The 25103-nt window shown below is 65.6% G+C and carries 21 protein-coding genes; 7 read left to right on the forward strand and 14 right to left on the reverse strand.

The genetic code is table 11. From position 1 onward, the window contains the following. Nucleotides 1-5 precede the first annotated feature (5 nt). The 5 genes from gmhB to ABG80_RS02530 form a co-directional block, all read right to left on the reverse strand. Nucleotides 6-644: a D-glycero-beta-D-manno-heptose 1,7-bisphosphate 7-phosphatase gene (gene gmhB / locus ABG80_RS02510; protein WP_058086196.1), complete on the reverse strand. Its 639-nt coding sequence runs from the start codon at nt 642-644 to the stop codon at nt 6-8. A gap of 9 nt (nt 645-653) precedes the next feature. Next, entirely contained in the window at nt 654-2834 is a 2181-nt protein-coding gene (glyS, locus tag ABG80_RS02515; RefSeq protein ID WP_058086197.1) for a glycine--tRNA ligase subunit beta, read from the reverse strand. A gap of 3 nt (nt 2835-2837) precedes the next feature. Continuing rightward, nucleotides 2838-3773 (reverse strand): glycine--tRNA ligase subunit alpha, encoded by a 936-nt coding sequence (glyQ, locus tag ABG80_RS02520; RefSeq protein ID WP_058086198.1) that lies wholly within the window; start codon nt 3771-3773, stop codon nt 2838-2840. Between the two features lie 169 nt (nt 3774-3942). After that, on the reverse strand, nt 3943-5529 hold the full coding sequence (lnt, locus tag ABG80_RS02525) for an apolipoprotein N-acyltransferase (protein WP_235513724.1): 1587 nt from the start codon (nt 5527-5529) through the stop codon (nt 3943-3945). Beyond that, nucleotides 5522-6412, reverse strand: a complete 891-nt coding sequence (locus tag ABG80_RS02530; protein ID WP_058086269.1) for an HlyC/CorC family transporter — start codon at nt 6410-6412, stop codon at nt 5522-5524. The genes lnt and ABG80_RS02530 overlap by 8 nt, the downstream gene beginning before the upstream one ends. A 111-nt stretch (nt 6413-6523) precedes the next feature. Between ABG80_RS02530 and ABG80_RS02535 the strand changes: the two genes are divergently transcribed. The 3 genes from ABG80_RS02535 (at nt 6524) to ABG80_RS02545 (ending at nt 10271) form a co-directional block, all read left to right on the forward strand. After that, entirely contained in the window at nt 6524-7588 is a 1065-nt protein-coding gene (locus ABG80_RS02535; protein WP_058086199.1) for a CobW family GTP-binding protein, read from the forward strand. Between the two features lie 184 nt (nt 7589-7772). After that, entirely contained in the window at nt 7773-8477 is a 705-nt protein-coding gene (gene dksA, locus ABG80_RS02540) for an RNA polymerase-binding protein DksA (RefSeq protein WP_200964242.1), read from the forward strand. A gap of 27 nt (nt 8478-8504) precedes the next feature. Next, nucleotides 8505-10271, forward strand: a complete 1767-nt coding sequence (locus ABG80_RS02545) for an STAS domain-containing protein (RefSeq protein ID WP_058086200.1) — start codon at nt 8505-8507, stop codon at nt 10269-10271. A 50-nt stretch (nt 10272-10321) separates the two neighbouring features. On the opposite strand, the gene ABG80_RS02550 is transcribed toward ABG80_RS02545, so the two are convergent. After that, nucleotides 10322-11089 (reverse strand): type III pantothenate kinase, encoded by a 768-nt coding sequence (locus tag ABG80_RS02550; RefSeq protein WP_058086201.1) that lies wholly within the window; start codon nt 11087-11089, stop codon nt 10322-10324. A 210-nt stretch (nt 11090-11299) separates the two neighbouring features. On the opposite strand from ABG80_RS02550, the gene ABG80_RS02555 reads away from it, so the two are divergent. Both ABG80_RS02555 and ABG80_RS02560 read left to right on the forward strand, forming a co-directional pair. Beyond that, on the forward strand, nt 11300-11881 hold the full coding sequence (locus tag ABG80_RS02555; protein WP_058086202.1) for a chalcone isomerase family protein: 582 nt from the start codon (nt 11300-11302) through the stop codon (nt 11879-11881). Nucleotides 11882-12021: 140 nt separating this feature from the next. Beyond that, nucleotides 12022-12864, forward strand: coding sequence for an HDOD domain-containing protein (locus ABG80_RS02560; protein ID WP_058086203.1), 843 nt, complete (start codon nt 12022-12024; stop codon nt 12862-12864). On the opposite strand, the gene ABG80_RS02565 is transcribed toward ABG80_RS02560, so the two are convergent. The 4 genes from ABG80_RS02565 to ABG80_RS02580 are packed head-to-tail and all read right to left on the reverse strand — an operon-like array spanning nt 12865 to nt 16038. Then, nucleotides 12865-13815, reverse strand: coding sequence for a S49 family peptidase (locus ABG80_RS02565; protein ID WP_083505742.1), 951 nt, complete (start codon nt 13813-13815; stop codon nt 12865-12867). A gap of 18 nt (nt 13816-13833) precedes the next feature. Then, nucleotides 13834-14214: a Rieske (2Fe-2S) protein gene (locus ABG80_RS02570; RefSeq protein ID WP_058086204.1), complete on the reverse strand. Its 381-nt coding sequence runs from the start codon at nt 14212-14214 to the stop codon at nt 13834-13836. Further along, nucleotides 14207-14896 carry an HAD family hydrolase gene (locus tag ABG80_RS02575; RefSeq protein WP_058086205.1) on the reverse strand — a complete coding sequence of 230 codons (690 nt, stop codon included), beginning with the start codon at nt 14894-14896 and terminating at the stop codon, nt 14207-14209. Before ABG80_RS02575 ends, ABG80_RS02570 begins: the two co-directional genes overlap by 8 nt. A 26-nt stretch (nt 14897-14922) precedes the next feature. After that, nucleotides 14923-16038, reverse strand: coding sequence for an RluA family pseudouridine synthase (locus ABG80_RS02580; protein WP_083505743.1), 1116 nt, complete (start codon nt 16036-16038; stop codon nt 14923-14925). A gap of 767 nt (nt 16039-16805) precedes the next feature. Here ABG80_RS02580 and ABG80_RS02585 point away from each other — a divergent pair. Both ABG80_RS02585 and ABG80_RS02590 read left to right on the forward strand, forming a co-directional pair. Further along, nucleotides 16806-19688 (forward strand): Rne/Rng family ribonuclease, encoded by a 2883-nt coding sequence (locus ABG80_RS02585; RefSeq protein WP_058086206.1) that lies wholly within the window; start codon nt 16806-16808, stop codon nt 19686-19688. A gap of 187 nt (nt 19689-19875) precedes the next feature. Further along, nucleotides 19876-21771, forward strand: coding sequence for an AMP-dependent synthetase/ligase (locus tag ABG80_RS02590; protein WP_152987422.1), 1896 nt, complete (start codon nt 19876-19878; stop codon nt 21769-21771). A 39-nt stretch (nt 21772-21810) separates the two neighbouring features. On the opposite strand, the gene nagZ is transcribed toward ABG80_RS02590, so the two are convergent. The 4 genes from nagZ to recO form a co-directional block, all read right to left on the reverse strand. Continuing rightward, nucleotides 21811-22881 (reverse strand): beta-N-acetylhexosaminidase, encoded by a 1071-nt coding sequence (gene nagZ, locus ABG80_RS02595; RefSeq protein ID WP_058086273.1) that lies wholly within the window; start codon nt 22879-22881, stop codon nt 21811-21813. Nucleotides 22882-23035: 154 nt separating this feature from the next. Continuing rightward, nucleotides 23036-23449 (reverse strand): holo-ACP synthase, encoded by a 414-nt coding sequence (acpS, locus tag ABG80_RS02600; protein ID WP_058086208.1) that lies wholly within the window; start codon nt 23447-23449, stop codon nt 23036-23038. Then, complete coding sequence (locus tag ABG80_RS02605) at nt 23446-24261, reverse strand: pyridoxine 5'-phosphate synthase (RefSeq protein WP_083505745.1); 816 nt, start codon at nt 24259-24261, stop codon at nt 23446-23448. The genes acpS and ABG80_RS02605 overlap by 4 nt, the downstream gene beginning before the upstream one ends. After that, nucleotides 24258-25028 carry a DNA repair protein RecO gene (recO, locus tag ABG80_RS02610; RefSeq protein ID WP_235513725.1) on the reverse strand — a complete coding sequence of 257 codons (771 nt, stop codon included), beginning with the start codon at nt 25026-25028 and terminating at the stop codon, nt 24258-24260. The genes ABG80_RS02605 and recO overlap by 4 nt, the downstream gene beginning before the upstream one ends. Nucleotides 25029-25103 lie beyond the last annotated feature (75 nt).

The following is a 25103-nucleotide window of genomic DNA, read 5'->3' on the forward strand; positions in this document are numbered from 1 at the left end:
CGAACTCAAGTCAACTCTCCCATGTGGGTGGCCACGGGCGCATCGTCTCCGTGGGCACGCCGGTCTCGCAGGACGATGAAGTCGGCGAAAGCAGACAGATCAGGGTGGATCGTCAGGTCAGGCACCCGGCGACGCAAATCTTGCAGTTCCGCCTCGCTCATGGTGGCAGCCTGGCCGGTGCGAACCAGGTGAGGCTCGCAGCCCACAGACTGGGCAGCCAGCACATCACGAGGCAGATCACCGACCATGGGCACGCCAGCCAGGTCACAACCAAAACGCTGGCCGATCATTTGAAACAGCCCTGGCGAAGGCTTGCGGCAAGTGCAATGGTCTTCAGGGGTGTGCGGACAGAAGAACACCGCTTCCACCCGCCCGCCCACGCGCGCCAGCATGTGGTTCATCTTGGCGTGCATGGCATTGAGCGAGACCATGTCGAACAGGCCCCGACCGATGCCGGACTGGTTGGTGGCCACGACCACATGCCAGCCTGCGTGATTCAGGCGGGCGATGGCCTCCAGGGCCCCAGGCAGGGGCACCCACTCGTCGGCGGACTTGATGTAGTCCTCGCGCTCATGGTTGATGGTGCCATCGCGGTCAACGATGACCAGCTTGATGGCCTCACCAGGGTGGGGACGAGACAGCATGTGTGTGGATCAGGCAGCCAGTCGGGACAGGTCGGCAACTTGGTTCATCGCAGCATGCAGGGTGGCCAGCAGGCCCAGGCGGTTGGCTTTCAGGGCGGGGTCCTCGGCGTTGACCATGACCCCGTCGAAGAAAGCGTCCACCGGGGCCTTGAGGGCCGCCAGCGCTTGCAGGGACCCAGTGTAGTCGCCTTGCTCAAAAGCCGCTTGGGCTTTCGGAGCCACGGCTTGCAGGGCTTCGTACAGGGCGCCTTCTGCAGCCTCCTTGAACAGCACGGCGTCGACCTTGGCCTCGACGTCGCCTTCCACCTTTTTCAGGATGTTGCTGACTCGCTTGTTGGCCGCGGCCAGCGAAGCGGCCTCGGGCAGCGCAACGAACGCACGCACAGCAGCCAGGCGGCGCGGCACGTCGCCCAGGCGGGCTGGCTGAAGGGCCAGCACGGCGTCGACCTCCTGGGCACTGTAGCCCTGCTCGCGCAGGGACACGGCCAGGCGGTCGGCGAAGAAGCCCAGCAGGGCTTCGGTCGGCTTGTTGATCAGCTCGCCAAACGGGGCGGCGGCTGCGTCGAACAGCTCGGGCAGCGACAGCGGCAGGTTCTTCTCGATGAGCAGGCGGATCACGCCCAGCGCGTGGCGGCGCAGCGCAAACGGGTCCTTGTCGCCGGTGGGCAACTGGCCGATGCCGAACAGGCCCACCAGGGTCTCGAGCTTGTCGGCCAGGGCCAACACGGTGCCGGTGTGGTTGCGCGGCAGGCTGTCACCCGCGAAGCGCGGCTTGTAGTGGTCTTCGATGGCGATGGCCACGCCGTCGCGCAGGCCTTCGTGGCGGGCGTAATAGCCACCCATGATGCCTTGCAGCTCGGGGAACTCGCCGACCATGTCGGTCAGCAGGTCGGTCTTGGCCAGCAACGCGGCTTCCTGGGCCTTGCTGTCGAGCACCTTGAAGTGGTCCTGGTCGTCGACCGAGAACGGAACGGTGTGCAGGCTGAGCTGGTTGACCACGGCGTGGGCGATGGCGCGCACGCGCTCGGCGCGCTCGCCCTGGGTGCCCAGCTTGCCGTGGTAAACGACCTTGGCCAGGCCCGGCACACGCGATGCCAGCGTCTTCTTGCGGTCCTGGTCGAAGAAGAACTTGGCATCGGCCAGGCGCGGGCGCACCACGCGCTCGTTGCCTTCGATGATCGCGCTCGGGTCGGACGGATGGATGTTGCTGACCACCAGGAACTGGTGGGTCAGCTTGCCGTCGGCGTCGAGCAGCGGGAAGTACTTCTGGTTGGCCTTCATCGTGAGGATGAGGCACTCCTGCGGCACGGCCAGGAAGGCTTCTTCGAAGCGACCGATCAGCACATTGGGGCGCTCGACCAGCGCGGTGACCTCGTCGAGCAGGGCCTCGTCTTCAATCGGCTTGAGGTGGTTGCCGGCGCGGCCCGCGGCCGACTTCAGTTGCGAGGCGATTTCGGCACGGCGCTCGGTGAAGCTGGCGATCACGGAGCCTTCGTCGCGCAGTTGTGCGGCGTAGCTGTCGGCGTCGCGCAGCACCACGGGCGAGACCTTGGCCTCGAAGCGGTGACCATGGGTTTCGCGTGCGGCCTTCAGCCCCAAGGTCTGCACCGGCACAACCTGGTCGCCATGCAGGGCCACCAGGCCATGCGCAGGGCGAACGAAGTTCACGCTGGTCCAGCCTGGCTGGAAGCCGGCGCCATCGCCTTGCTCCAGCTGGTAGGTCATGACCTTGGGGATCGGCAGCTTGGCCAGCGATTCATCGAGCGCTTTTTGCAGACCTTCGGTCAGCGAAGCACCGGCCTTGACCGTGTCGAGGAACAGGGCCTCGGCCTTGCCATCGGGTTGGCGCTTGAGCGAAGGCACGACCTCGACGCCCAGGCCGAGTGAAGCCAGTTTCTTGAGCAGCGCGGGCGTGGCCTGACCGCTGGCGTCGAGGCCCACGGTCACGGGCATGAGCTTGTGCTGCACGGGCTGGTCGGCGGCCTTGCCGACCACACCCGTCACGTGAACAGCCAGGCGGCGCGGCGAGGCGTAGGGCGTGACGGCGGCATCGGCCGAGGCCAGGCCCTGAGCCTTGAGGCCATCGGCCAGCACGGAGGCGAAGGACTCGCCCAGTTTCTTGAGTGCCTTCGGGGGCAGCTCTTCGACGAAGAGTTCAACCAGCAGGTTGGCGGTGCGGGTGTCGGACATGCTTTAAGCCGCCTTCTTGTTGTTCAGTTGCTCGATGACCTCGTCGGCCCAGGCCTTTGGGGCCATCGGGAAGCCCAGGCGGGCACGGCTGTCGAGGTAGGCCGCGGCCACGCTGCGCGCCAGGTTGCGGATGCGGCCGATGTAGGCGGCGCGCTCGGTCACCGAGATGGCACCACGCGCGTCCAGCAGGTTGAAGGTGTGCGCGGCCTTGAGCACCTGCTCGTAAGCCGGCAGGGCCAGCTGCTGCGTCATCAGGTACTGGGCCTGCGTTTCGTAATTGGTGAACGCACCCAGCAGGAACTCGACGTTGCTGTGCTCGAAGTTGTAGGTCGACTGCTCGACCTCGTTCTGGTGGAACACGTCGCCGTACTTCACGACGTTGCCAGCCGGGTCCTTGGAATAGACCAGGTCGTACACGCTTTCCACGCCCTGCAGGTACATGGCCAGGCGCTCCAGACCATAGGTGATCTCGCCGGTGATGGGCTTGCAATCGATGCCGCCGACCTGCTGGAAGTAGGTGAACTGCGTCACCTCCATGCCGTTGAGCCAGACCTCCCAGCCCAGGCCCCAGGCGCCCAGTGTGGGGTTCTCCCAGTCGTCTTCGACGAAGCGGATGTCGTTTTTCTTGAGGTCAAAGCCCAGGGCTTCGAGCGAGCCCAGGTAGAGCTCCAGGATGTTGGCCGGTGCGGGCTTGAGCACCACCTGGTACTGGTAGTAGTGCTGCAGGCGGTTGGGGTTCTCGCCATAGCGGCCGTCTTTCGGGCGACGGCTGGGCTGCACGTAGGCGGCCTTCCAGGGCTCCGGGCCCAGGGCGCGCAGGAAGGTGGCGGTGTGACTGGTGCCGGCGCCCACTTCCATGTCGTACGGTTGCAGCAGCGCGCAGCCCTGGGCGTCCCAGTAGCTTTGCAAACGGAGGATGAGTTGCTGGAAGGTCAGCATGTTGAAACCTTGTGGGCTGCACGCCCAGGCATGACCTGCGCAAGCAACCAGTGTGGGGATGACGCAAACCGCGCCCATGACTTGGGCAGCGCGAACGCGAAAAGCCAAACCCCCGATTCTAGTGAAGAAGATCGTTGGCGCCGCGCACTCGGTGCGCGCCACATTGCACTCAGGGGCGGCAACGCAGGGCGGGCCACGCCCGCCACACCACCACCAGCAAACCCAACACCACGAGCGGCCAAAGCCCCGCCCGGCCCGCCCATGCGGCGTATGGCGTCACGCCGGCTTGCCCCTGCACTTCGGCCAACAGCACGCCACGCGTCTGCCCTGGCATGCGTTGCACGACGCGTCCCAGGTGATCGATGACAACGGTCGCCCCCGTGTTGGTCGATCGAATGGTCGGGACCTGGAATTCCAGCGAGCGCATGCGCGCGATCTGCAGGTGCTGATGGATGGCCACCGTGTCACCGAACCAGGCCAGGTTGCTCACGTTGGCGAGCATCGTCGGGGCAGTTTCCGCGTGCACGAAACGACTCGCAAGCTCCTCGCCAAACAAGTCCTCGTAGCAGATGTTGGGGCCAACGCGCTGCCCCTTGACCACGAAGGATGGTGCCGAGAGCGGGCCGCGAGAAAAGTCCCCCAGAGGCATGTTCATCATGTTGACGAACCAGCGAAAGCCCAGCGGGATGAATTCACCAAATGGCACCAGGTGGTGCTTGTCGTAGCGATATGGCTGAGCCAGCTCCGGCGACAGCCCCACCACCGAGTTGGTGTAGCCCGATTCCAGGCTGCCCAGCGGCATCCCGATCAGCGCTGCGCGCCCTTGGCCTGACCCGAACATCGCACGCAGGCCATCCCAGTAGCCCTCGGGCAATTGCTCCGGCAGCAGCGGGATCGCCGTTTCGGGCGCCACCACCAGGTCGGCTTGCACCTGCTGCAACTGCTGCCCATGCCAGACCAGCATGTTGCCGAGCATCCGGGCATCGAACTTTTCGTCCTGGGCGACATTGCTCTGCAGCAACGCGACTTTCAAGGGTTGCCCATGCGGGTGGGTGTGTGGCGCAGGCGACCAGGCGGCCAGCCCGATGCTCAAGCCCAGCAAGGGCAAGGGCATCAGCCAGCGGGCCTTCGTGTGCCGGGGCGTGCCAAATGCGCCCAGAGCGGCCAACGCCACCAACGTGGCCCAGATGCAGCCCAAGCCGTAGACACCCACCCAGGGCGCCAGAAGGGCCCAGGGCGTGTCGATCAAGGCATAGCCACTGGCCCCCCAGGGAAAGCCGGTGAATATCAGCGCCCGCGCCAACTCGGCCAGCAGCCAAAGCCCGCCGAACAGCGTCGCATCGCGCCAGGGCGAGCCGCACCGAAAACGTTGCCACACGGCCCCGGCAAGTGCCATGTAGCCCGACAGCGCCAGGCAAAGCAGGGCCACCGCCAGCGCCGACAACCAGGCAGGCAGGCCACCAAAGTGGTGGAGGCTGACGAACATCCAACCCGTCGCGCCCACCAGCCAGACACTCGCGTGCAGCCAGGCCACCAACGCCGCTGCGCGCACCTTCGTTTGCCCGGCCAGCAGGCACACCAGCCAAGCCGCTGCAGCCGTTTGAAGCACCGCCGGCAAGGCCGCATGCAAGCCAGCCACCCACGGCGACAAGGCCAGGGCTTGGAGCCCACCCGAGAGCAGGGCCAGCCACCAGCGAGACGCCGTCAACCGATCGCGCGCCTGCCCGAAAAAGACCGAACCCGCCACCTCAGGCATGCTCGGCCGCATCGGCCGGCCCGGAGACAGGCGTCACCTTGAACCAACGCACGGAACCACCACGGGCCAGCATCACCGAGAAGCGCAAGCCACCCAGCTCGACCACCTCGCCTCGGCGAGGCACCCGCCCCAACTCATGCGCCACCAGGCCGCCAATCGTGTCGAAATCGTCCTGGGACAACTGTGCCTGGAAGGCCTCGTTCACATCGGCGATGAGCGCATCGCCCGCCACCCGCTGGCTGCCATCGGCCAGCGTGAAGATGCTCGACTCGCCGTCGTCGTCGTCGAACTCATCTTCGATCTCGCCGACGATCTCCTCGAGCACGTCTTCGATGGTGATGAGACCGGCCGTCTTGCCGAACTCGTCGATGACGATGGCCAGGTGGCTGCGGTTGGAGCGAAATTCACGCAGCAACTCGTTGAGCCCCTTGGATTCGGGCACGAAGTAAGGCGCCCGCAGCAGCGTGCGCAGGTTCAAGTCCGGCGAGCGCTGCAACTTGAGCAGGTCTTTGGCCATCAGCAGGCCGATGATGTTGTCGCGGCTGTCCTGGTAGACCGGGAAGCGAGAATGACCCGTGTCGATGACGGACGCCAGCAGCTCCTCGTACGGCGCGTCGATGTCGAGCATGTCCATGCGACGCACGGCCACCATGACGTCGCCAGCCGTCATGCCAGCCATGCGGATCACGCCCTCGAGCATGACCCGGGACTCGGGCTCGATCAGCTCGCGGTGCTCGGCTTCGGCCAGGGTGCGGATGAGTTCAGCCGTGGAGTCCGGTCCTGGCGAGATGAACTCGACGAGGCGGACAAACAGGCTGCGGGGGTCCCGCGCAAGGGGACGCCGGTCGACCCGAGGCGGTCGACTAGGGGAAGGTTCGGACACGGCAGGGGTGTCGTGGTTGGGATGCCGCAAGAATAACCCATCGACACCGGGCGGCGTCAGCACCCTGGTGACACCCGCCAGGGTGGGCCCAAACCGGCCTACACTAGCCCCATGAGCCTGATCCCCGTCACCATCCTCACCGGCTTCCTGGGCGCCGGCAAGACCACCCTGCTCAAGCGCGTGCTCACCGAAGCCCATGGCCAGAAGATCGCCGTCATCGAAAACGAGTTCGGCGAAGAAAACATCGACAACGAGATCCTCGTGGCCGACACCGAAGAGCACATCGTCCAGATGAGCAACGGTTGTGTCTGTTGCACGATCCGGGAAGACCTGCGGGAAACGCTGTCCGACCTGGTCAAGCAAAAAAAGGCCGGCACCCTGAATTTCGAGCGCGTGGTCATCGAAACCACCGGCCTGGCCGACCCTGGCCCCGTGGCCCAGACTTTCTTCATGGACGACGAGATCGCCGAGCACTACCTGCTCGATGCCATCGTCACCCTGGTGGACGCCAAGCACGGCGACCAGCAACTCGACACCCGCCAGGAAGCGCGCCGTCAGGTGGGCTTTGCCGACCTGATCTTCATGAGCAAGTCCGACCTGGTCGATGGCGCACAAGTCGACGCCCTGTCACACCGCATCAAGCACATGAACCCGCGTGCACCGCAAAAGCGCGTGCACTTCGGCGAGGTGCCCATCAAAGAGGTTTTCGACCTCAAGGGCTTCAACCTCAACGCCAAGCTGGACATCGACCCGGACTTCCTGACCGAAGGCCATGGTCACGCTCACAAGCACGACCACGGGCACGGCCACGACCATGACTGCGGCCACGACCACGCCCACGGCGAGCACTGCGACCACCCGCACCACCACGCCCACGACGACGACGTCAAGTCCTTCGTCTACAAGGCCAGCAAGCCCTTCGACGCCACCAAACTGGAGGACTTCCTGGGTTCCATGGTGCAGATCTACGGCCCTCGGATGCTGCGCTACAAAGGTGTGCTGTACGTCAAGGGTATCGACAAGAAGGTGGTCTTTCAGGGCGTGCACCAGTTGATGGGCAGCGACACCGGCCCCAAGTGGGCGCCCGGCGAGACCAAACAGAGCAAGATGGTCTTCATCGGCATCGACATCCCCCAGGACCTGTTCAAGGCAGGCCTGGATCAATGCCTGGCCTGATCAGGCTTGGTTTCTAGGGATAGCCTGGGGAGTCCAGTCAAAGACCATGGCTACAATCCGCGCGCTTCCCAAGGGTGGACAAACCCGACGGTTGGCACTTCAGTCTGGAGCAGGCCCCACACCAGGAGCCTGAATCCGGTCACCCCCCTGTCTGTGGATCACGCAATTCGGGAAGGAGGATCCTGTGACGAAAACCACCGCCTCTGGCACCAAGGCTGCCGCCAAGTCGGCCGGCGCCAAGTCGGCTGCTCCAGCCAAGACCGCTGCGCGCAAGGCGGCCCCAGCCAAGTCCGATTCCCGAGTCGCCACCGAATCTCCTCAAGCTGCAGCGGCCCCTGCCGAAGCAGACGTCAAGTCCCGTACCGTGGCCACGGCCAAACAGCCGGCCAAGAAAACCAGTAGCACCCAAAACGACATGCCTGCAGCCACCACCAAGGTCGACACCAAACTCGCCAGCGCCTGGAAATCCAAGGCCGGTCGCGACCTGAGCGAAGCCGAACTCATGGCCATGCCGGACGCCGAGTACATGAGCGACAAGCAGCTCGACTTCTTCCGCGCTCGCCTGGAAAGCCAGAAGGAAGACCTGCTGTCCAACGCCGGCGAAACGACCGAACACCTGCGCGAGGACACCTCCATCGTGCCCGACCCGGCCGACCGCGCCACCATCGAGGAAGAGCACGCCCTGGAGTTGCGCACCCGCGACCGCGAGCGCAAGCTGCTCAAGAAGATCTCGCAAGCCCTGGTTCGCATCGACAATGGCGAATACGGCTTCTGCGACGAAACCGGGGAGCCCATCGGCCTGGGTCGTCTGCTGGCCCGCCCCACCGCCACCCTGTCACTGGAAGCCCAGCAGCGTCGCGAACTCAAGCAGAAGATGTTCGGGGACTGAGCCCCCGAACATCCGACCAGGACCGAGATGAGCAAGGAATCCGGCAGTTTCCTGCGCAAGGTGGCGCGCTTCGTCACCAATCCGACAACGGATTGGTCGGACCTGGACGCGCCCCCCTCTGACGCCGGCGAAAGCGATTACGCCAAGACCGAGATCAAGGCGATGATCGAGCGCAAGCGACGCAACGACTTCGTGCGCAAGCGCGAGCTCGACATGCTGCGCAAGATCCGTCGGGAAGGGCTGAACCCGGATGCCGCGCTGGCGCTCGGCGGCGCCTCCAACCTCGACCCGGAGTCGCGCCCCCAAAGCGGCGCACGCTCCGACATCGCCGTCAAGGCCAAGATCGACGAGATCGAGCTGCAAATGGTGGGCATCAGCGCCCGCCCCGCCCCCGTGACACCGTCACAGGCTGCAGGCCTGCCCACGGTGCCCGGGGGATCGGTTGACCTGCCCATCACCGCACCTGACCGGCTGAACCCGCCCACCCTGCCATTCGTCGAACATGCACCGACGGTCATGGAGCCTCTCAGGGCGGAGACACCTGCGTACGCGCCTCAAGCAGCCGCCCTGCCCATCATCGGCGCCACGCTGCCAGGCGGCATCGGCGTTCACGTCACCGAGATGGCCCACGACCCGGAGCTTGACGAGGCCGTCATTGCCTTCGCGAATGCCGACTTCGACCAGTGCGAACAGTGCCTGCTCAATTTGGTGCACCCAGGCTCAAGCCGCCACGAACACGCCGACACCTGGCTGGTGCTGTTCGATTTCTACCGCGCCCTTGACCTGCCCCACAAATTCGACAACCTGGCTGTGTCCTACGCGCAGCAATTCGGCGTGTCCGCCCCTCAGTGGTACTCCCTGCCACAGCGCGTCGCCGACTTGATCGAATCCGAATCGGCCCACGCCGAGCCAACGGATGCCTCGGCTGGTCGCCCCAGCCTGAGCGAGACGCTCGAATCGACCGACTACGAAGGCAGCGGCCCTGTCACCGAAGGGCGCGAATGGGACGCCCCCCAGCCGGGCTGGATCGCGCCCTCCGTCGTGGACCCGGAAGCGCTTGCGCAGCTGCGCGTGGCCCTGCTTCAGTTGCCTCGCCCGTGGCGCATCGATTGGCAAGGGGTCAACCAGGTCACCCCAGAAGCGGCGCACCAACTCAGCCAGTTGCTGCAGCAATGGGCCAAGGAGCCCATGGAATTGATCTGGGTGGGGGGGCCGCACCTGCTGAACCTGCTGGAAGACCTGACCCCCACCGGCAGCCGCGACGCCGACCCCGCCCATTGGATGCTGCGCCTGGACCTGCTTCGCATGGTCAACCAGCCAGTGGTGTTCGACGAGGTTGCGATCGACTACTGCGTCACCTACGAGCTGTCGCCGCCATCCTGGGAGCCCACACGCTGCACCGTGCGCGAACAACAAGATGCGGTCAGCGCACCCACGGCTCCCATGTCGCACGTCAGCGATGTCACCACGAGCTTCGTCGAGTCGCAACTGCACCAGGAGATCTCCTATGTGCAGGTGGCCGCACTCAACCTGTCCGGCCAGCTGGTGGGCGACATCGGCGCCACCCTGCAGCGCCTGGACGATCAGCTCGGGGGCAGCGTTTCGCTGGAAGTCGATTGCAGCCACCTGCTGCGCGTCGACTTCATCGCCGCTGGCGACCTGCTGAACTGGGTGCTCTCACGTCGTGCGGAGCAACGTCAGGTGTGCTTCCTGAACCCGCACAGGTTGGTGGCGCTGTTCTTCGGCGCCATGGGCATCAACGAGCACGCCACCGTCAAGCTCCAGATGGTTTGACCCAGCTTCCCCGGAAGCCGCGCACCCCTGTGCGCCGCACCAGGGTCCGGTCAACGCGCAGCGGCCAGCGTCAGCAAGCCCTCGAAAATCAGGTTCTCCACCACCATGGGCTGGAGTTCCTCGACGTGCGTCAGCCGCGACACAGCCCCGCCTGACATGATCAGCAGGGGATCGCGCCCGGTGCGCACCCGCAGGCGCCTGAGCGATCGCTCGATGGCGCCCGCGATCGCGTCGGTGCCGCCACTCATCAAGGCATCACTGGTGTTGGTGGGAAAGTCTCGCACCTCGCCGGTGGGCACCTTCAGACCAGCCGTGCCACTCTCCAGGGCCCGGTACATCAAGCCGAAGCCCGGCAGGATCAACCCACCCAGAAAGCGTCCCCCCGCGTCCACGGCATCCACCGTGACGGCGGTGCCCACCATCACCGCCAGAACAGGCGGCACGTCGTTGGGGGCACACAACAATGCCCGCTGGCGCGCGCCGATGATCGCTGCCCAGCGGTCGGCGCCCAGCCGTTGAGGGTGCTCGTATCCATTGATCACCCCACCACCCAGGCGAGACGACGACACCCACTGCGCCTGCAAACCCCAGCCCTCGGTGAGCTGCTCTTCCACCCGTCGCTTGATGGCCTCCCCAGCCACCACACAGCCCAGCATCGCCCGAGGCACCGGCAGCTGGCGCCAGTGTTCATCCCAGAGGTGATCAATGTCTTCCAGGACCACCGCACCATGCGCCAGCAAATCGGAACCAGGGGCGGGTCGGTCGTAGAGGCCCCATTTCAAACGGGTGTTGCCGATGTCGATGACGAGGAAGGACATGGAAAAGGGCGCAGGCCCGGCAGGCCCACAGAAACAGGACAGAGCGCCATTGTCGCGCATGGTGGCTGTGACAACCGCTTGCAAGCCTCATCAAGAGATGGCGCATACTCCCACCCGCGCTTCGCCGCTGTCGTGAAATATGACCACGCGTGATGTCTGATGGCCCGGCGGCGCAACGCCTTTCCCGATCAACCGCCAACCGGAACCCGCATGTTCAAGCTGATCCCCGCATGGGCCCTGGCCCTGCTGTCCGCCCTCACCTTCCAAGCCCACGCCGCCGTGGAAGTGCGCGGCGTCAAATTCGCCGATACCACCACCGTCGCTGGACAAGCTTTGCAGCTCAATGGCGCGGGCGTGCGAGTGAAGGTCATCATCGACGTCTACGCCGCCGGCCTGTACGTGGGCAAGCGCGACGCTTCTGCGCAGGCATTGCTCAGCCAGCCCGGCGCCAAGAGCATGCAGATCGTGCTGTTGCGCGACCTCACCGGCGAAGACTTCGCCGACGCCATGATCAAAGGCTTTCACAAGAACAACTCGGATGCCGACGTGGCCCGATTCCAAGGCCGGCTGGACGAGTTGCGCAAGACGATGGTGTCCTTTGGCACCGTCAAGAAAGGCACGGCGATCCAGCTCAACCTCGTGCCTGGCGCCGGCATCCGGACGCTGGTGGACGGAGCTCAGAAGGGCTCGGACATCCAGGGCGATGATTTCTATGCTGCCTTGCTCAAAATCTGGCTGGGCGCCAAGCCCGTTGACGACGACCTCAAGACGGGTTTGCTGAGCGCGAAGTGAACCAGACACAGGCTCGCGCATGAGGGGGCCTTGCGAAATGGCCGGTGCGGTGAGAACTGCATCGGCCTTTTGCCTTATTTCGGTGCACCAGTCGGGCCCGCAAAGGCTAACCTAGCCCAAAACTCACCCAAGGCCCGACCATGATCCAGCAGCCGCTCCCCACCCTGGCAGCCTGGGTGGAGGCCTTTGCGAACGCGGACATCCCCATCCTGTCGGAATCGGCCTCCGAGATCGCCCTGCTGAGCGAGATCGAAGAAGCGCGGGGCAACATGGATGCCCACACGATCGCCGAGAGCCTGGAAAACGACCCGCTGACCACCCTGAGGGTGCTCGTGCACGTCTCGCGCTATTGCACCCGCCTGAGCGTCGAGCCACCCGAGACGCTGGTGGGCGCCCTGGTCATGCTGGGCGTGGGGCCGTTTTTCAGCGTCTTCTCCGAGCCACTGGATGTCGAGACCGCGCTGGCCCATCGACCAGAGGCCATCGAAGGCCTGGCGCAGGTGGTGCAACGCTCGCGCCGAGCAGCCCATTTCGCCCTGGGTTTCGCACTCAAACGCCAGGACCAGGACGTCGTCGTCATCCAGGAGGCCGCCCTGCTGCACGCATTCGCGGAGATGCTGCTTTGGTGTCACGCCTCCTCGCTGATGCTGGAGATCACCCATCGGCTCAAAACCGATCACACCTTGCGCTCAGCTGCGGTCCAGCAAGAGGTGCTGGGCATCCGGATCGACGACCTCGCACAAGAGTTGATGCGGCGCTGGCAGTTGCCGGATCTGCTGATCCATTGCTCTGACGAGCGTTTGGCCAACGACCCGAAGGTGCGCAATGTCACGCTGGGTGTGCGCATCGCGCGCCACACGCAGCACGGCTGGGACGACCCACATTGTCTGGCTGCGTTGCCAGACGACGCCCGAGACGTCGGGCAACTGCTCAACATCGCCCCGGAAGCGGCCCATCGCCTCATCCGGGGATTGGACGCCTGATCAGCGCACGCCCGCGGCCCCTCGCATCGCCTGCACGGCACCGCCGCCGATGGCCGCACCAAAACGTTTGGCCAGGCGCTCGGCCAGGTTTTCCTTCTGTGTGTAATCAACGATGTCTTCTGCTTTGATCACGTCGCGCGCGACATGGTCCAGGCTGCCCAGCTGATCGGCCAGACCCTGGTTCACAGCTTCTTCGCCATTCCAGAACAGGCCCGAGAAAGTGTCTGGGGTTTCCTTGAGCGCCTTGCCACGCCCCTGACGCACCACCTTGATGAACTGCTGGTGGATCTGATCCAGCATGGTCTGCGCCAACTCGGCCTGCTCGGGCTTGAGTGGCGAGTAAGGATCGAGCATGCCCTTGTTGCTGCCTGCGGTCATCAAACGCCGCTCGATGCCCAGTTTTTCCATCGTGCCGACGAAGCCAAAACCATCCATCAACACGCCAATGGAGCCGACGATGGACGCCTTGTCCACGAAGATCCGATCGGCCGACACGGCGATGTAGTAGGCAGCCGAGGCGCACATTTCCTCGCAGACGGCATACACCTTCTTCTTGTGCAAGGCCTTGAGTCGGCGCACTTCGTCGTTGACCAGCCCGGCCTGCACTGGGCTGCCTCCGGGTGAATTGATGCGCAAGACGACGGCCTGCGCGCCCGCGTCCTCGAAGGCGCTGCGAAGTGCCGTCATGAGGTTGTCGGCGCTGGCTTCGGTCTCGCTGGCGATTTCACCGCGCACCTCGACCAAGGCTGTGTGAGGCGTGACCGGCGTGTGCGCAGCGGAGCCGGACTCCCAAGCGGCCCAGGCCGCCGAGAACGCGACGCCCAACCAGATCAGGCGCCACAACCAGCGCCAGCGGGCATCCCGCTTCTGTTGCGCCAGGTAGGCGCGAGCAAGGTCGGTGAACAAGGCCGCCTGGGCCTGAGCTTTGGGATCTTGGGTGTCCATGGACATGGTCTGGGTTGGCCGTCGTCAGAGCGGCGGTTGGATGCGATCGGAAGGATACCAATGCACCTGGCCCCCTTCCTCCTTGAGTTCAATGGCGTGCAACCGTGCGCCGCGGCAGGGGCCCATGACGCAGTGCCCACTGGGCGGCTCGTACAGCGCGCCGTGCACCGAGCAGATGATGAAGCGACGTTCCTGATCCCAGAACTGGCCGGGCTGCCAATCCATCTCGGCTGGCACGTGGGCACAGCGATTGACGTAGGCCACCGCGACCCCATTGAAGCGCAAGGCAAAGGCCTGGGCGCTGCGCCCGAACTCCAGGATGTCGAAGGTGACCGCGTCACCGCGCTCCTTGAGCTCGCCGGAGGCGCAAAGCGGTTGCGGCTCGAGGCACTTGGGCTCAGGCATGCCGGGCCAGCCAATCGTGAAGCTCGGCCGTGGCGTGGGCAACGAAGCGGGTCGGGTAATCTGCAAAAGCGGCCGGCTCGTGCGCCCCGTAGCTCACGGCGATGCTGTGCGCCCCGGCGTTGACCGCCAGCTGCAAGTCGTGCGTGGTGTCGCCGATCATCAAGGTGCGCTCAGGCTCGACGCCGAACTCGGCCATCAGCTCCAGCAACATGCGCGGGTGCGGCTTGGAGACGGTCTCGTCTGCGGTGCGGGTGCCATCGAACATGCCATGCAACTCGACATGCCCCAGGGCCTCGTTCAGACCGGAGCGCGACTTGCCGGTGGCCACGGCCAGCCAATGATTTCGCGCTTTCAGGGCCTGCAGCATGGGCAGCACGCCTTCGAAAAGACTGAGCTCGTGCTGGCGGTTGAAGTAGTGGTGCCGGTAGCGCAGGCCCAACTCAGGCACGCGCTCGGGCGCCAGGGTGGGCGCAACATGGGCCAGGGCATCGTGCAGGCCCAGGCCGATCACGTAAGCCGCAGCTTGCGACGAAGGCACAGGCAACCCCAGGTCGGCGCAGGCGGACTGGATGCAGCGCACGATCAGGGCCGTGGAGTCGTACAGGGTGCCATCCCAATCGAAGACGATCAGGTCATAGGCGCGCGGTCTCAGGCCGCTGTCGGTGCCGTTGGTAGAGCTCATGCTCGCGACTGTATCGCCTGCGGGGCTCAGCCGCGTGACACCCCGGGCTTGGCTGCCGGTTTGGCCGATGTCAAGGCAGCCAGCAGGGACAGACAGGCAGGCGGCAAAGGCGCTTCAAAAGTCAACTCGTCGCCGCTGACGGGGTGCGGCAAGCGCAGGTAGCGGGCGTGCAGGAACATGCGGTCCCAGCGGCCATCGGGCAGGCGCAGTCGGTCCACCCCGGGCACCGCACCTTCGCCGCCACGCGCCAGGGCCTTGTTGAGCACGAAGTCACCGTATTTTTCGTCCCCCACGATGCCGTGGCCTTCGTGCGACAGGTGCACGCGAATCTGGTGGGTGCGACCGGTCTTGATGGTGACATCGAGCAGGCTGAAAGCGTCGAAGCGCTTGACCACCGAGACCAGCGAAATCGAACGTCGGCCATCATCGTCGTCGCCCGCCACGGCCTTGACCCGCCGCTCGCCTTCCGCCGTCAGGAACTTGTGCAACGCCACATCGACCACCTTCTTTTTTTCGGGCCACTGGCCACAAACCAGCGCCGCGTAGGTCTTGTGGGCTGTGCGGTGGCGAAAGCAATCCTGGAGGGTGACGAGCGCGCTGCGCTTTTTGGCGATGACCAACACGCCCGAGGTTTCCTTGTCGAGGCGGTGAACCAACGCCAGGAGCCTGGCCTGCGGGCGGGCTCGGCGAAGTTGCTCGATCACGCCGAAGCTCACCCCACTGCCACCGTGCACGGCGACACCGGCCGGCTTGTCGATGACCAGCATGACATCGTCTTCGAACAACACCGGGAACTCTCGGGCGGGCACAGCCGAGGCCTCGTCGGTCGGCTTTTCCGTCAGGCGCAATGGGGGCACGCGCACCTCGTCGCCCAGGGCCAGGCGGGTGTCGGCCGAGGCGCGGCCCTTGTTCACGCGAACCTCGCCGCTGCGAATGATGCGGTAGACGAGGGTTTTCGGGGCGCCCTTGAGCACCTTGATGAGGAAATTGTCGAGGCGTTGGTCGGCGCTGCCTTCGTCAATGACCAGGCGCTGGACGCTGGCGACAGATTGCGGGCGGGGAGAACTGGCTGCCAGGGTTTCGGCAACAGGACGGGAGGGGGTTGCGTCGGTGGGTTTTCGTGCCGCCTTTTTCGCGGCCATTCCCGAGCGCCCGGTTGCTTTTTTCGCACCTATAATGGTTTGAGCCACGTTGTGTGTCTTGTGTGAGGGTTTGTTTGCGGAATCTGCGTTCAGCGAGTTTCGCCAGTCAATCTCTCACCCAGGCGCTTGCCGCAGCAAACCGCATTTTACCGACGAGCCGGTTGCTGCAGGTGCCACGATGGGGCCCGGCGGGGTGTCCCGCCACCAGTATGGCCATGCAGCAGTCGCCCTCCCTGAAGAGGTTCACCCAAGGTGTGAATTTGTCGGGTCGAGTGGCTGTCAGAGCCAATGTCGATCGAACCACGTTCAAGGTTGTTGGGCCCCAGCGCCCGCTTCGCCGGCTTGCCGGTGCCGCACGCTGAGGCCCGTGTCGAGTGAATCACACGTGTCCCGGACTGTTTCGCACACCGCCCTTTCCACCCGCTCGCAGCAAGACGCCCGCCATCCGGCCGTTGGTGTGCTGTGCGGCCGGTGGCTGGCGCATCGTGTGGGCGTCCAGGCAGCCGCCCCTTTCCATGTCCGCGCCCCCATGCCCAAGGCATGGAGCCGGCGGACGCCATCCGGCTGTCGCCAGACCCTGTCCTTCACCCCGGCACACGCGCCCCTGACGTCCGACCCGCTCTGGCGGGCCTGACGTCCAAGGCAATTCCTTCGGTTCTTCGTCGTTGCTCGCGCATGCAAGCTGCCGCTGACCTTCGGGTCGGGGGCGACTGGAGACATGTCTCGGTGCCATCCCGAGCTGTCTCCGTTGCAGAAATGGAGCACCCATGAAGCGCATGCTGATCAATGCCACGCAGGCCGAAGAACGCCGCCTGGCCATCGTTGACGGGCAGAAACTGCTCGACTTCGAAACCGAAATCGAAGGTCGCGAACAACGCAAGGGCAACATCTACAAGGCCGTCGTCACACGCGTCGAGCCTTCATTGGAAGCCTGTTTCGTCGACTACGGCGAAGACCGCCACGGCTTCCTGCCGTTCAAGGAAATCTCGCGCCAGTACTTCAAGGAAGGCGCTGACGTCCGCTCGGCCAAGATCCAGGACGTCATCAAAGAGGGCCAGGAACTCCTGGTCCAGGTCGAAAAGGAAGAGCGTGGCAACAAGGGCGCTGCCCTGACCACCTTCGTTTCGCTGGCCGGCCGCTACCTGGTGCTGATGCCCAACAACCCGCGTGGCGGTGGCGTCAGCCGTCGCATCGAGGGCGATGAGCGCGAAGAGCTCAAGGAGGCGATGGATCAGCTCGAGTACCCCAAGGGCATGAGCCTGATCGCCCGCACCGCCGGCATCGGTCGCTCTGCTGCCGAGCTGCAGTGGGACCTGAACTACATGCTCAAGCTGTGGACGGCCATCGACGAGGCCTCCACCGCCGGCAAGGGCGCTTACCTGATCTACCAGGAATCGTCGCTGGTCATCCGCGCCATCCGCGACTACTTCACGTCCGACATCGGCGAGATCCTGATCGACACGGACGACATCTACGAGCAGGCCAAGCAGTTCATGCTGCACGTCATGCCCGATCAGGCCAACCGCGTGAAGCGCTACCGCGATGACGCGGCGCTGTTCGCACGCTTTCAGATCGAGCACCAGATTGAAACGGCCTTCAGCCGCACGGTGAACCTGCCCTCGGGCGGCGCCATCGTGATCGACCACACCGAAGCGCTGGTGTCGGTGGACGTGAACTCGGCGCGCGCCACCCGCGGCAGCGACATCGAGGAAACCGCCTTCCGCACCAACCTGGAAGCGGCCGACGAAATCGCCCGCCAGATGCGCCTGCGCGACCTGGGCGGCCTGATCGTCATGGACTTCATCGACATGGAGGACAGCAAGCACCGCCGCGAGGTGGAGCAGCGCCTGCGTGACGCCCTGCGCACCGACCGCGCCCGCGTGCAGTTCAGCTCGATCAGCAAGTTCGGCCTGCTGGAGATGTCCCGTCAACGCCTGCGCCCGGCGCTGAGCGAAGGCAGCCACATCACCTGCCCTCGCTGCAACGGCACCGGCCACATCCGCGACACCGAGTCCTCGGCGCTGCAGATCCTGCGCATCATCCAGGAAGAGTCGATGAAGGACAACACCTCGGCCGTGCACGTGCAAGTGCCGGTGGAAGTGACCTCCTTCCTGTTGAATGAGAAGCGCACCGAGATCACCAAGATCGAGCTCAAACAGCGCGTGACCGTGCTGCTGGTGCCAAACAAGCACCTCGAGACCCCGAACTACAAGCTGGAACGCCTGCGTCACGACGACCCGCGTCTGGAAAACATCCAGGCCAGCTACACGATGATCGAGGAGCCGGACGACGAGGTGGGCATCACCCGCCGCGAGAAGGCCAAGGCCAAGCAGGAGCCGGTCATCAAGGGTGTGCTGCCCGACCAACCGGCCCCGATCGCCCCGCCGAAGGAAGAAGTGCCTGTCGTGGCCGCTGCTCCGCTGGCGCCGCCCGCACCGGTTCAGGCCCCCGTGCCCGCCTCGGGTGGCTTCTTCGGCTGGGTCAAGCGCCTGTTGGGCTTTGGCGGCGAGGCCCCTGCCCCCGCGCCCGTGGTGACGCCGGTCGCTGCGCCCGCACCCGCAGAAAGCAAGGACGACAAGGGCCGTGGCGGCCGTCGCGATGGCCAGGCCCGCAGTGGCCGAGGAGGCGGTCGCGGTGGGGAGCGCTCCGAGCGTGGTGAGCGCAGCGAGGCCAAGGGCGAAGGCCGTGGCCGTCGCCAAGGCCCCCGCGAAGAGCGCAACGAAAGCGAAAACGCCGCAGGCCGCGATGGTGGCCGCGACCGCGCCGAGCGCGGTGAACGAGGCGAGCGCGGCGGTCGTGGTCGCCGTGGCGAAAACACCGAGCGTCCGGCCATCAACCGCGAGGCCATCGCCGCCGAAGCCCAGGCCCTGGGCCTGGCTGCAACCGGCGCAACAGGTGCCGAAGCTGCCGTGTCGCTTTCCCCCGAAGGCCAGCCCGGTGATGCCGACCAACAACGCGAAGGCCGTCGCCGCCGCCGTGGTGGCCGTGGCCGCGGTGAACGCGAAGAGTCTTCGGTGGGCAACGAAGCTGAAGCCGCGAACGCAGATGCCGGCGTGAACAGCGAGGGCAACGACGCCTCCGAGAACCAGGTTGAAGGCGATGCCGCCTCCGAAGGCCAGGAAGGCCGTCGCCGCCGAAACCGCGGTCGCCGTGGTGGCGAGCGTCGCGAGCGTGCCGAGGTTGCGGAAGGTGCAGATGTCGGCATCGGCGCCGAAGGTGCGCAGCCCACACAGGCTTTCGAAGCCCAAGCTGCCTCGCCAACTGAGGTCATCGCCCCCCTTGCCCCGCAAGACAGCGCTGCGCCCGCAACGCCCGATGTGGCGGTCGCCACCTCCCAAGCGCCTGTCAGTGCTCCCGCAATGGCCATCGAGGTGCCTGTCGCTGCGCCGGAACCCGCACGGGCCGCAGCACCTTATGTGCTGCCGCTGAGCGAGTTGCAGGGCATTGCCCAGGCCGCAGGCCTGGAATGGGTGAACTCTGACGCAGACAAAATCATGGCGGCGCAAGAGGCCATCGCCAACGAGCCGCGGCCTGTGCACGTGCCCCGTGAGCGCAAGCCCGCCGTGGTGCTCGACGAAGGTCCGCTGGTCCTGGTCGAGACCCGCAAGGACCTCAGCCAGGTGAGCCTGCCCTTCGAGCAGCAAGCCTGACGCAGGCCTGAGCACCAACGGCGCTCCGTGCCCCACCGAAAAGCCCGGTCCCACGACCGGGCTTTTCTTTTGTCCGGCCGCGCCACCCCTCTGCGACGGCAGCAAAGCAAAGGGTTTCACCTATACGCGAAGCAATTGACCTTAACGTCAATACTGAATCTAATGGGGCAAACATCAGGAGACCGCGTTGCCCCCCAAGACTGCGCACGCCAGAATCGCCGCCGCACCGCTCGCCGCAGGGCAGGCTCACCTCGGCATGGACCCGATGCAAGGCTTCGTGCCTCCCCCCCGCATCCTGCTCGAGACCGCTCGTCGCCTGGGTCAGCACCCGGCTTACCACGTGCGCGGCTCGGACGCCTGGCAAGGCACGTCCTGGCAGCAATACGGCGAGGCCGTTCGTCAGGCAGCCCGGGCATTGCTGCAACTCGGCGTTCAACGCGGCGACGCGGTCGCGATCCTGGGCTTCAACAGCCCTGAGTGGGCCACCATGGCATTTGCGGCCATGGCCATTGGCGCCACGCCTGCAGGCATCTACTGGACCAGCTCCAGCCAGGACATCGCCTACATCCTCAACCACTGCCGCGCCAGCGTGCTGCTGGTCGATGACAGCAAACGACTGCGCACCGTCGAAGAGGTCGCCCCCGAGTTGCTTCACCTGAGCACGGTGGTGCTGCTGTCGTCGCCAGAGCAAGCAGGCAATGGCGCGCTGAACACGCCCGAAGGACGCCGCCAGCTCATGGGCTGGGATGCCTTTTTGTCGCTGGGCACACCGGCACTGGACAAGCAGCTGAACGACCGCCTGGCCAGCCTCCTGCCCACCGACATTGGCACGCTCATCTACACATCCGGCACCACCGGCCCTGCCAAGGCGGTGGCCCTCAGCCAGGGAAACCTGTGGTGGATGGGTCAGAACATGACCTCGCTCTACGAGGTCGATGAACGCGACCGCATGCTGTCGTACCTGCCCCTGGCCCACATCGCCGAGCAGATGGGTTCGATGCACAACCAGGCGCACTCTGGTTTGAGTGTGTACTACGCGCGCAGCATCGAAGAGCTCGGTGATCACCTCAAGGAGGTGCGCCCCACCATCTTCTTTGGCGTGCCGCGTGTGTGGGAAAAGATGCAAGCGGGCATCGAGGCCAAGCTGAACCAGGCCACGGGCGCCAAGGCATCGCTGGCGCGATGGGCCATTGGCGTTGGTCAGCGCTGGCACGAACTCGACCACGCCGGCAAACCCTGTGGCCCGTGGCTGGGCCTGCAGATGAGCCTGGCGCGCAAGCTGATCCACAGCAAGGTGCAAGCCGCCCTGGGGCTGGACCAGGCCCGCTTCCTGAGCTCAGGCGCCGCGCCCATTCACCCTGACAAGCTGCGGTTCTTTGCAGGACTGGACCTGCCCGTGCGCGAACTGTATGGACAGTCGGAGGTTTGCGGCCCCTCGACCATGTCCTTTCCTGGCAGCACGCGCGTCGGCTCGGTCGGCAAGGCCTTGCCCGGCACCGAAATCCGCGTGGCCGAAGATGGCGAGCTGCAGGTGCGCGGCCCACACCTTTTTCAGGGCTACATGGGCTCACCCGGTGCCACAGCCGACGCGTTCGATGACGGCTGGTTGCGCACGGGAGACGTCGGTCGCATCGACCAGGATGGCTACGTCTACATCACCGGCCGCAAGAAGGACATCATCATCACCTCGGGCGGCAAGAACATCGCGCCGGCCAACATCGAGTCGGCGCTGATGGAGGCCGAGTTGATCGAGCACGCGGTGGTTTGCGGCGACAACCGCCATTACCTGACGGCGCTGGTGACGCTGGACGCGCAGGCCCTCAAGACCCTGGCGAACAGCGAAGGCCTGCCAGCCGGAGCGCCCATGCACGATCACCCCAGGGTGCTGGCGGCACTGCAAAGCGCGATCGACCGCGTCAACGCCACGCAGGCTCGCGTGGCCCATGTGCGCAAGTTCGCCGTGCTCACCCAGCCGCTGAGCATCGAGGGAGGCGAACTCACCCCCACGCTGAAGGTCAAGCGCATGGTGGTGATCGACCGTCACGCGGCCTTGCAGGACAGGCTCTACAGCAGCGGAGACTGAGACAACTCGCGAGCTGCTCCGCCCTGCCCGCTGCGATGTTCAGCGTGGCAGCTTCGCGAGGGCCTGCAGGTAAGGCGCGTGGTGCATCAGCTCGTCCCAGGTGAAGGGCGCGGTCTGCGGCAGCAGGTCGATGCGGCGCGCTTCGCTGTCGGCGCTGGGCGTCCATTCGCCACGGGCCAGGGCTTCGCTCAAACCATCGAGCAAGGCATCGACCGGCGCGCCACCGTCGAGCGACTGGTTGCACAGCAGCACCATGTCGCAATCGGCGTTCAGCGCGGCGATGGCGCCTTGGGTCTGGCTGCCGGCCACGCTGGCGCCTTCCATGCTCAGGTCGTCGCTGAAGATGGCGCCGGTGAAGCCCAACTGGCCTCGCAGGATGTCCTGCAGCCAGCGCGACGAGAAACCGGCCGGTGACGCGTCCACCTTGGGGTAGATGACGTGGGCCGGCATCACGCTGGTCAGCGAGGTGCTCAGCCACTCATACGGCTTGGCGTCGTCGGCCAGGATGGCCTTGAGCGAGCGCTTGTCGACCGGCACGGCCACGTGCGAGTCGGCCTTGACGAAGCCGTGACCGGGGAAGTGCTTGCCGCAGTTGGCCATGCCGGCCAACAGCAGGCCGTGCATCACGCCCTTGGCCAGCACGGTGGCCACGCGCGGGTCGCTGTGGAAGGCGCGGTCGCCGATGACACCGCTCTCGCCCCAATCGAGGTCGAGCACGGGCGTGAAGGTCAAGTCGACACCGCAGGCGCGCAGCTCGCTGGCCAGCACGTAACCACAGGCGGTGGCGGCGTCGGTGGCGGCCATGGCGCCTGCGCCCTCGCCGCCCTTGCCGTCGCTCATCCACATGTCGCCGAGCTTGCGCATGGCCGGCACGTGGGTGAAGCCATCGGTCTTGAAGCGCTGCACGCGTCCGCCTTCGTGGTCGACACAGATCAGCACGTCAGGGCGGATGGCCTTGATCTCGGCGCACAAAGCGGTGAGCTGGGAGCGGCTCTCCCAATTGCGCGCGAACAGGATCAGGCCACCGGTGAGCGGGTGTTCCAGGCGGCGGCGGTCGTCGTCGTTCAGGGTCTGACCCGCGATGTCGAGCACGACAGGGGCGTGCTGCAGGTCGGCCAACGCGCCTGCGGCCGAGGGTTTGGCGATGGCACGGGACTTGGACGCCTTGGCGGCTTTCGGGGCTTGGATGGCTTTGGACATGGGCTTGGCGAGGGGGGGGCAGACGGAGTTCTGTGTGATCTGGCGAATTGATAACGCGTGCCGATCAAGGCACTGCCGGCGAAGCAGGATCGGTTTCGACGACGACAAAGGCCTGAGCCAGATCGCCTTCATCGGTGACGGTGACGTGGGCCTTCCAGCCCTTGGCAGCAAACCAGGTGGCCAGCTCGTCGTTCAGGACGATCTGGGGCTGGCCGCTCTCGGCGTTGAGGATCTCGCAGCGCCGCCAGGTCATGGGCATGTGGATGCCCAGACCGATGGCTTTTGAAAAAGCCTCTTTGGCAGCGAAGCGCGTGGCCAGGTAGCGCAGGCCGCGCACAGGCGAGCGGGCCGTGCGGGCGCGCCACACGGCGAGTTCGCGGTCGCCCAGCACCTTCTCGGCAAAGCGATCGCCACGGCGCTCCAGCGTGTCGCGGATGCGGCGCACGTCGCACAGGTCGGTGCCGATCCCGACGATCATGCCCGCCCCGCCTGCCTGGCGCGGATGGCCTCGGCCTTGAAGTCGGCAATGGCATGTTTGATGCCCACGAAGATCGAGTGACCGATCAGCGCGTGTCCGATGTGCAGTTCATGCACGTCAGGCAAGGCGGCCACCAAAGCGGTGCTGCTGGGTGCGTCGTCGCCCTTCCGATCGGGCTGGCACAGGGCCAGGCCATGGCCGGCATGGGTTCGCAGGCCCTGGCTGGCCGCATGCAGCAAGCCTTGGCGCAGGCGCGTCAGCTCGGCCTGCAAGGCTGCGGCATCGCTATCCCACCAGGCATGCGCCAGGGGGCCAGTGTGGAGCTCCACACAAGGCGCGCCGGCGCGAGCCGCCGCGTCAATCTGAGCCGGATCGGCACCGATGAACAGCGACACGCGGCAATTCGCTTCGGCCAGGCGCGTGCAGGCGTCCTTGACGCGCTCGAACTGCCCGATGACATCGAGCCCGCCTTCTGTGGTGACCTCCTGGCGACGCTCCGGCACCAGGCAAACGTGCTCGGGGCGCGTGCGCTCGATGATGCCCAGCATCTCGTCGGTCACCGCGGCCTCGAAGTTCAGGGGCACACCGATGGCGTCCTTCAGGCGCGCCACGTCGTCGTCGCGGATGTGACGGCGGTCTTCGCGCAAGTGGAAGGTGATGATGTCGGCCCCGCCCTCGACGGCCAGCAGCGCTGCCTGGACCGGGTCGGGGAAGCGCCCGCCGCGTGCGTTGCGCAACGTGGCAACGTGGTCGATGTTGACGCCCAGCAAGGGCGCATCGTGAGCGGTCAGGTGCATGCCAGAGAAAGTCATGGTTGCTGGAGTTCCATCATGAGCTGGCGGGTGCGCAGCGTGTTCGTGCCGAGATGATAGTGAAGCAGCGAGCGCGTGATCGCTTTGAGGTCAACCAAGGCTGGCACACAGGCGGCCATCAGGCTGGGCAAGGGCGAGTGCCCGGGTTTGACGCGCCTTGGGTCGTTGAGCCAGCCATCCGAGAGCGCGTCCTCCATCGCCAGCAACACGCTGCCATTGAGCACGTTGGGCCCCTCGGTGGATTCACCCAGGTGATGTGCGGGACGCACGCCCAGCTCCGGGTGCAACTCATAGGGCTCGCCTGCCAACACGGGCCGACCATCAAGGGTTTGCAGCGCCAGGTCCGGCAGGTGCCCCAGTTGACGCAGCAAGATCAACTCGAAAGCCCGCAACGCCGCGTGCAGCAAACCCGGCTCGGCCAGGGCCTGCAAGGTGTCGGCATAGGCCTCGAACAGAACCGGATGTGGGTCTTGCCGGGGCAGCAACTTCATCAACAACTCGTTGAGGTAGAAGCCCGGCAACAGGGCCCCGCCCCCACAAAATGCCGGCCCGCCAGCCCACTCGGCCTGCCTCAGCAGCAACACCTCGACGTCATCGCCGCGCTTGGAGCCAAAGCCCACGGTGATGCGCTGAAACGGCATCAGCACGGGCCTGAGCTGTGAGTAGGGCCGCTTGCCCCCCTTGGCAATGGCCACCACCCTGCCCTGCTCTCGGCAGAACATGTCCAGGATCAGGCTGGACTCGCTCCAGTCATGGCTGTGCAGCACATAGGCCGGCGATGGCCCCCTCGAGCCACCGTGTGAAGCACCGCGCAACGACGACCGGGGCCCCGTCACCAGGCC

It is taken from the genome of Aquabacterium parvum (assembly GCF_001447195.1).
GTDB lineage: Bacteria > Pseudomonadota > Gammaproteobacteria > Burkholderiales > Burkholderiaceae_C > Aquabacterium > Aquabacterium parvum.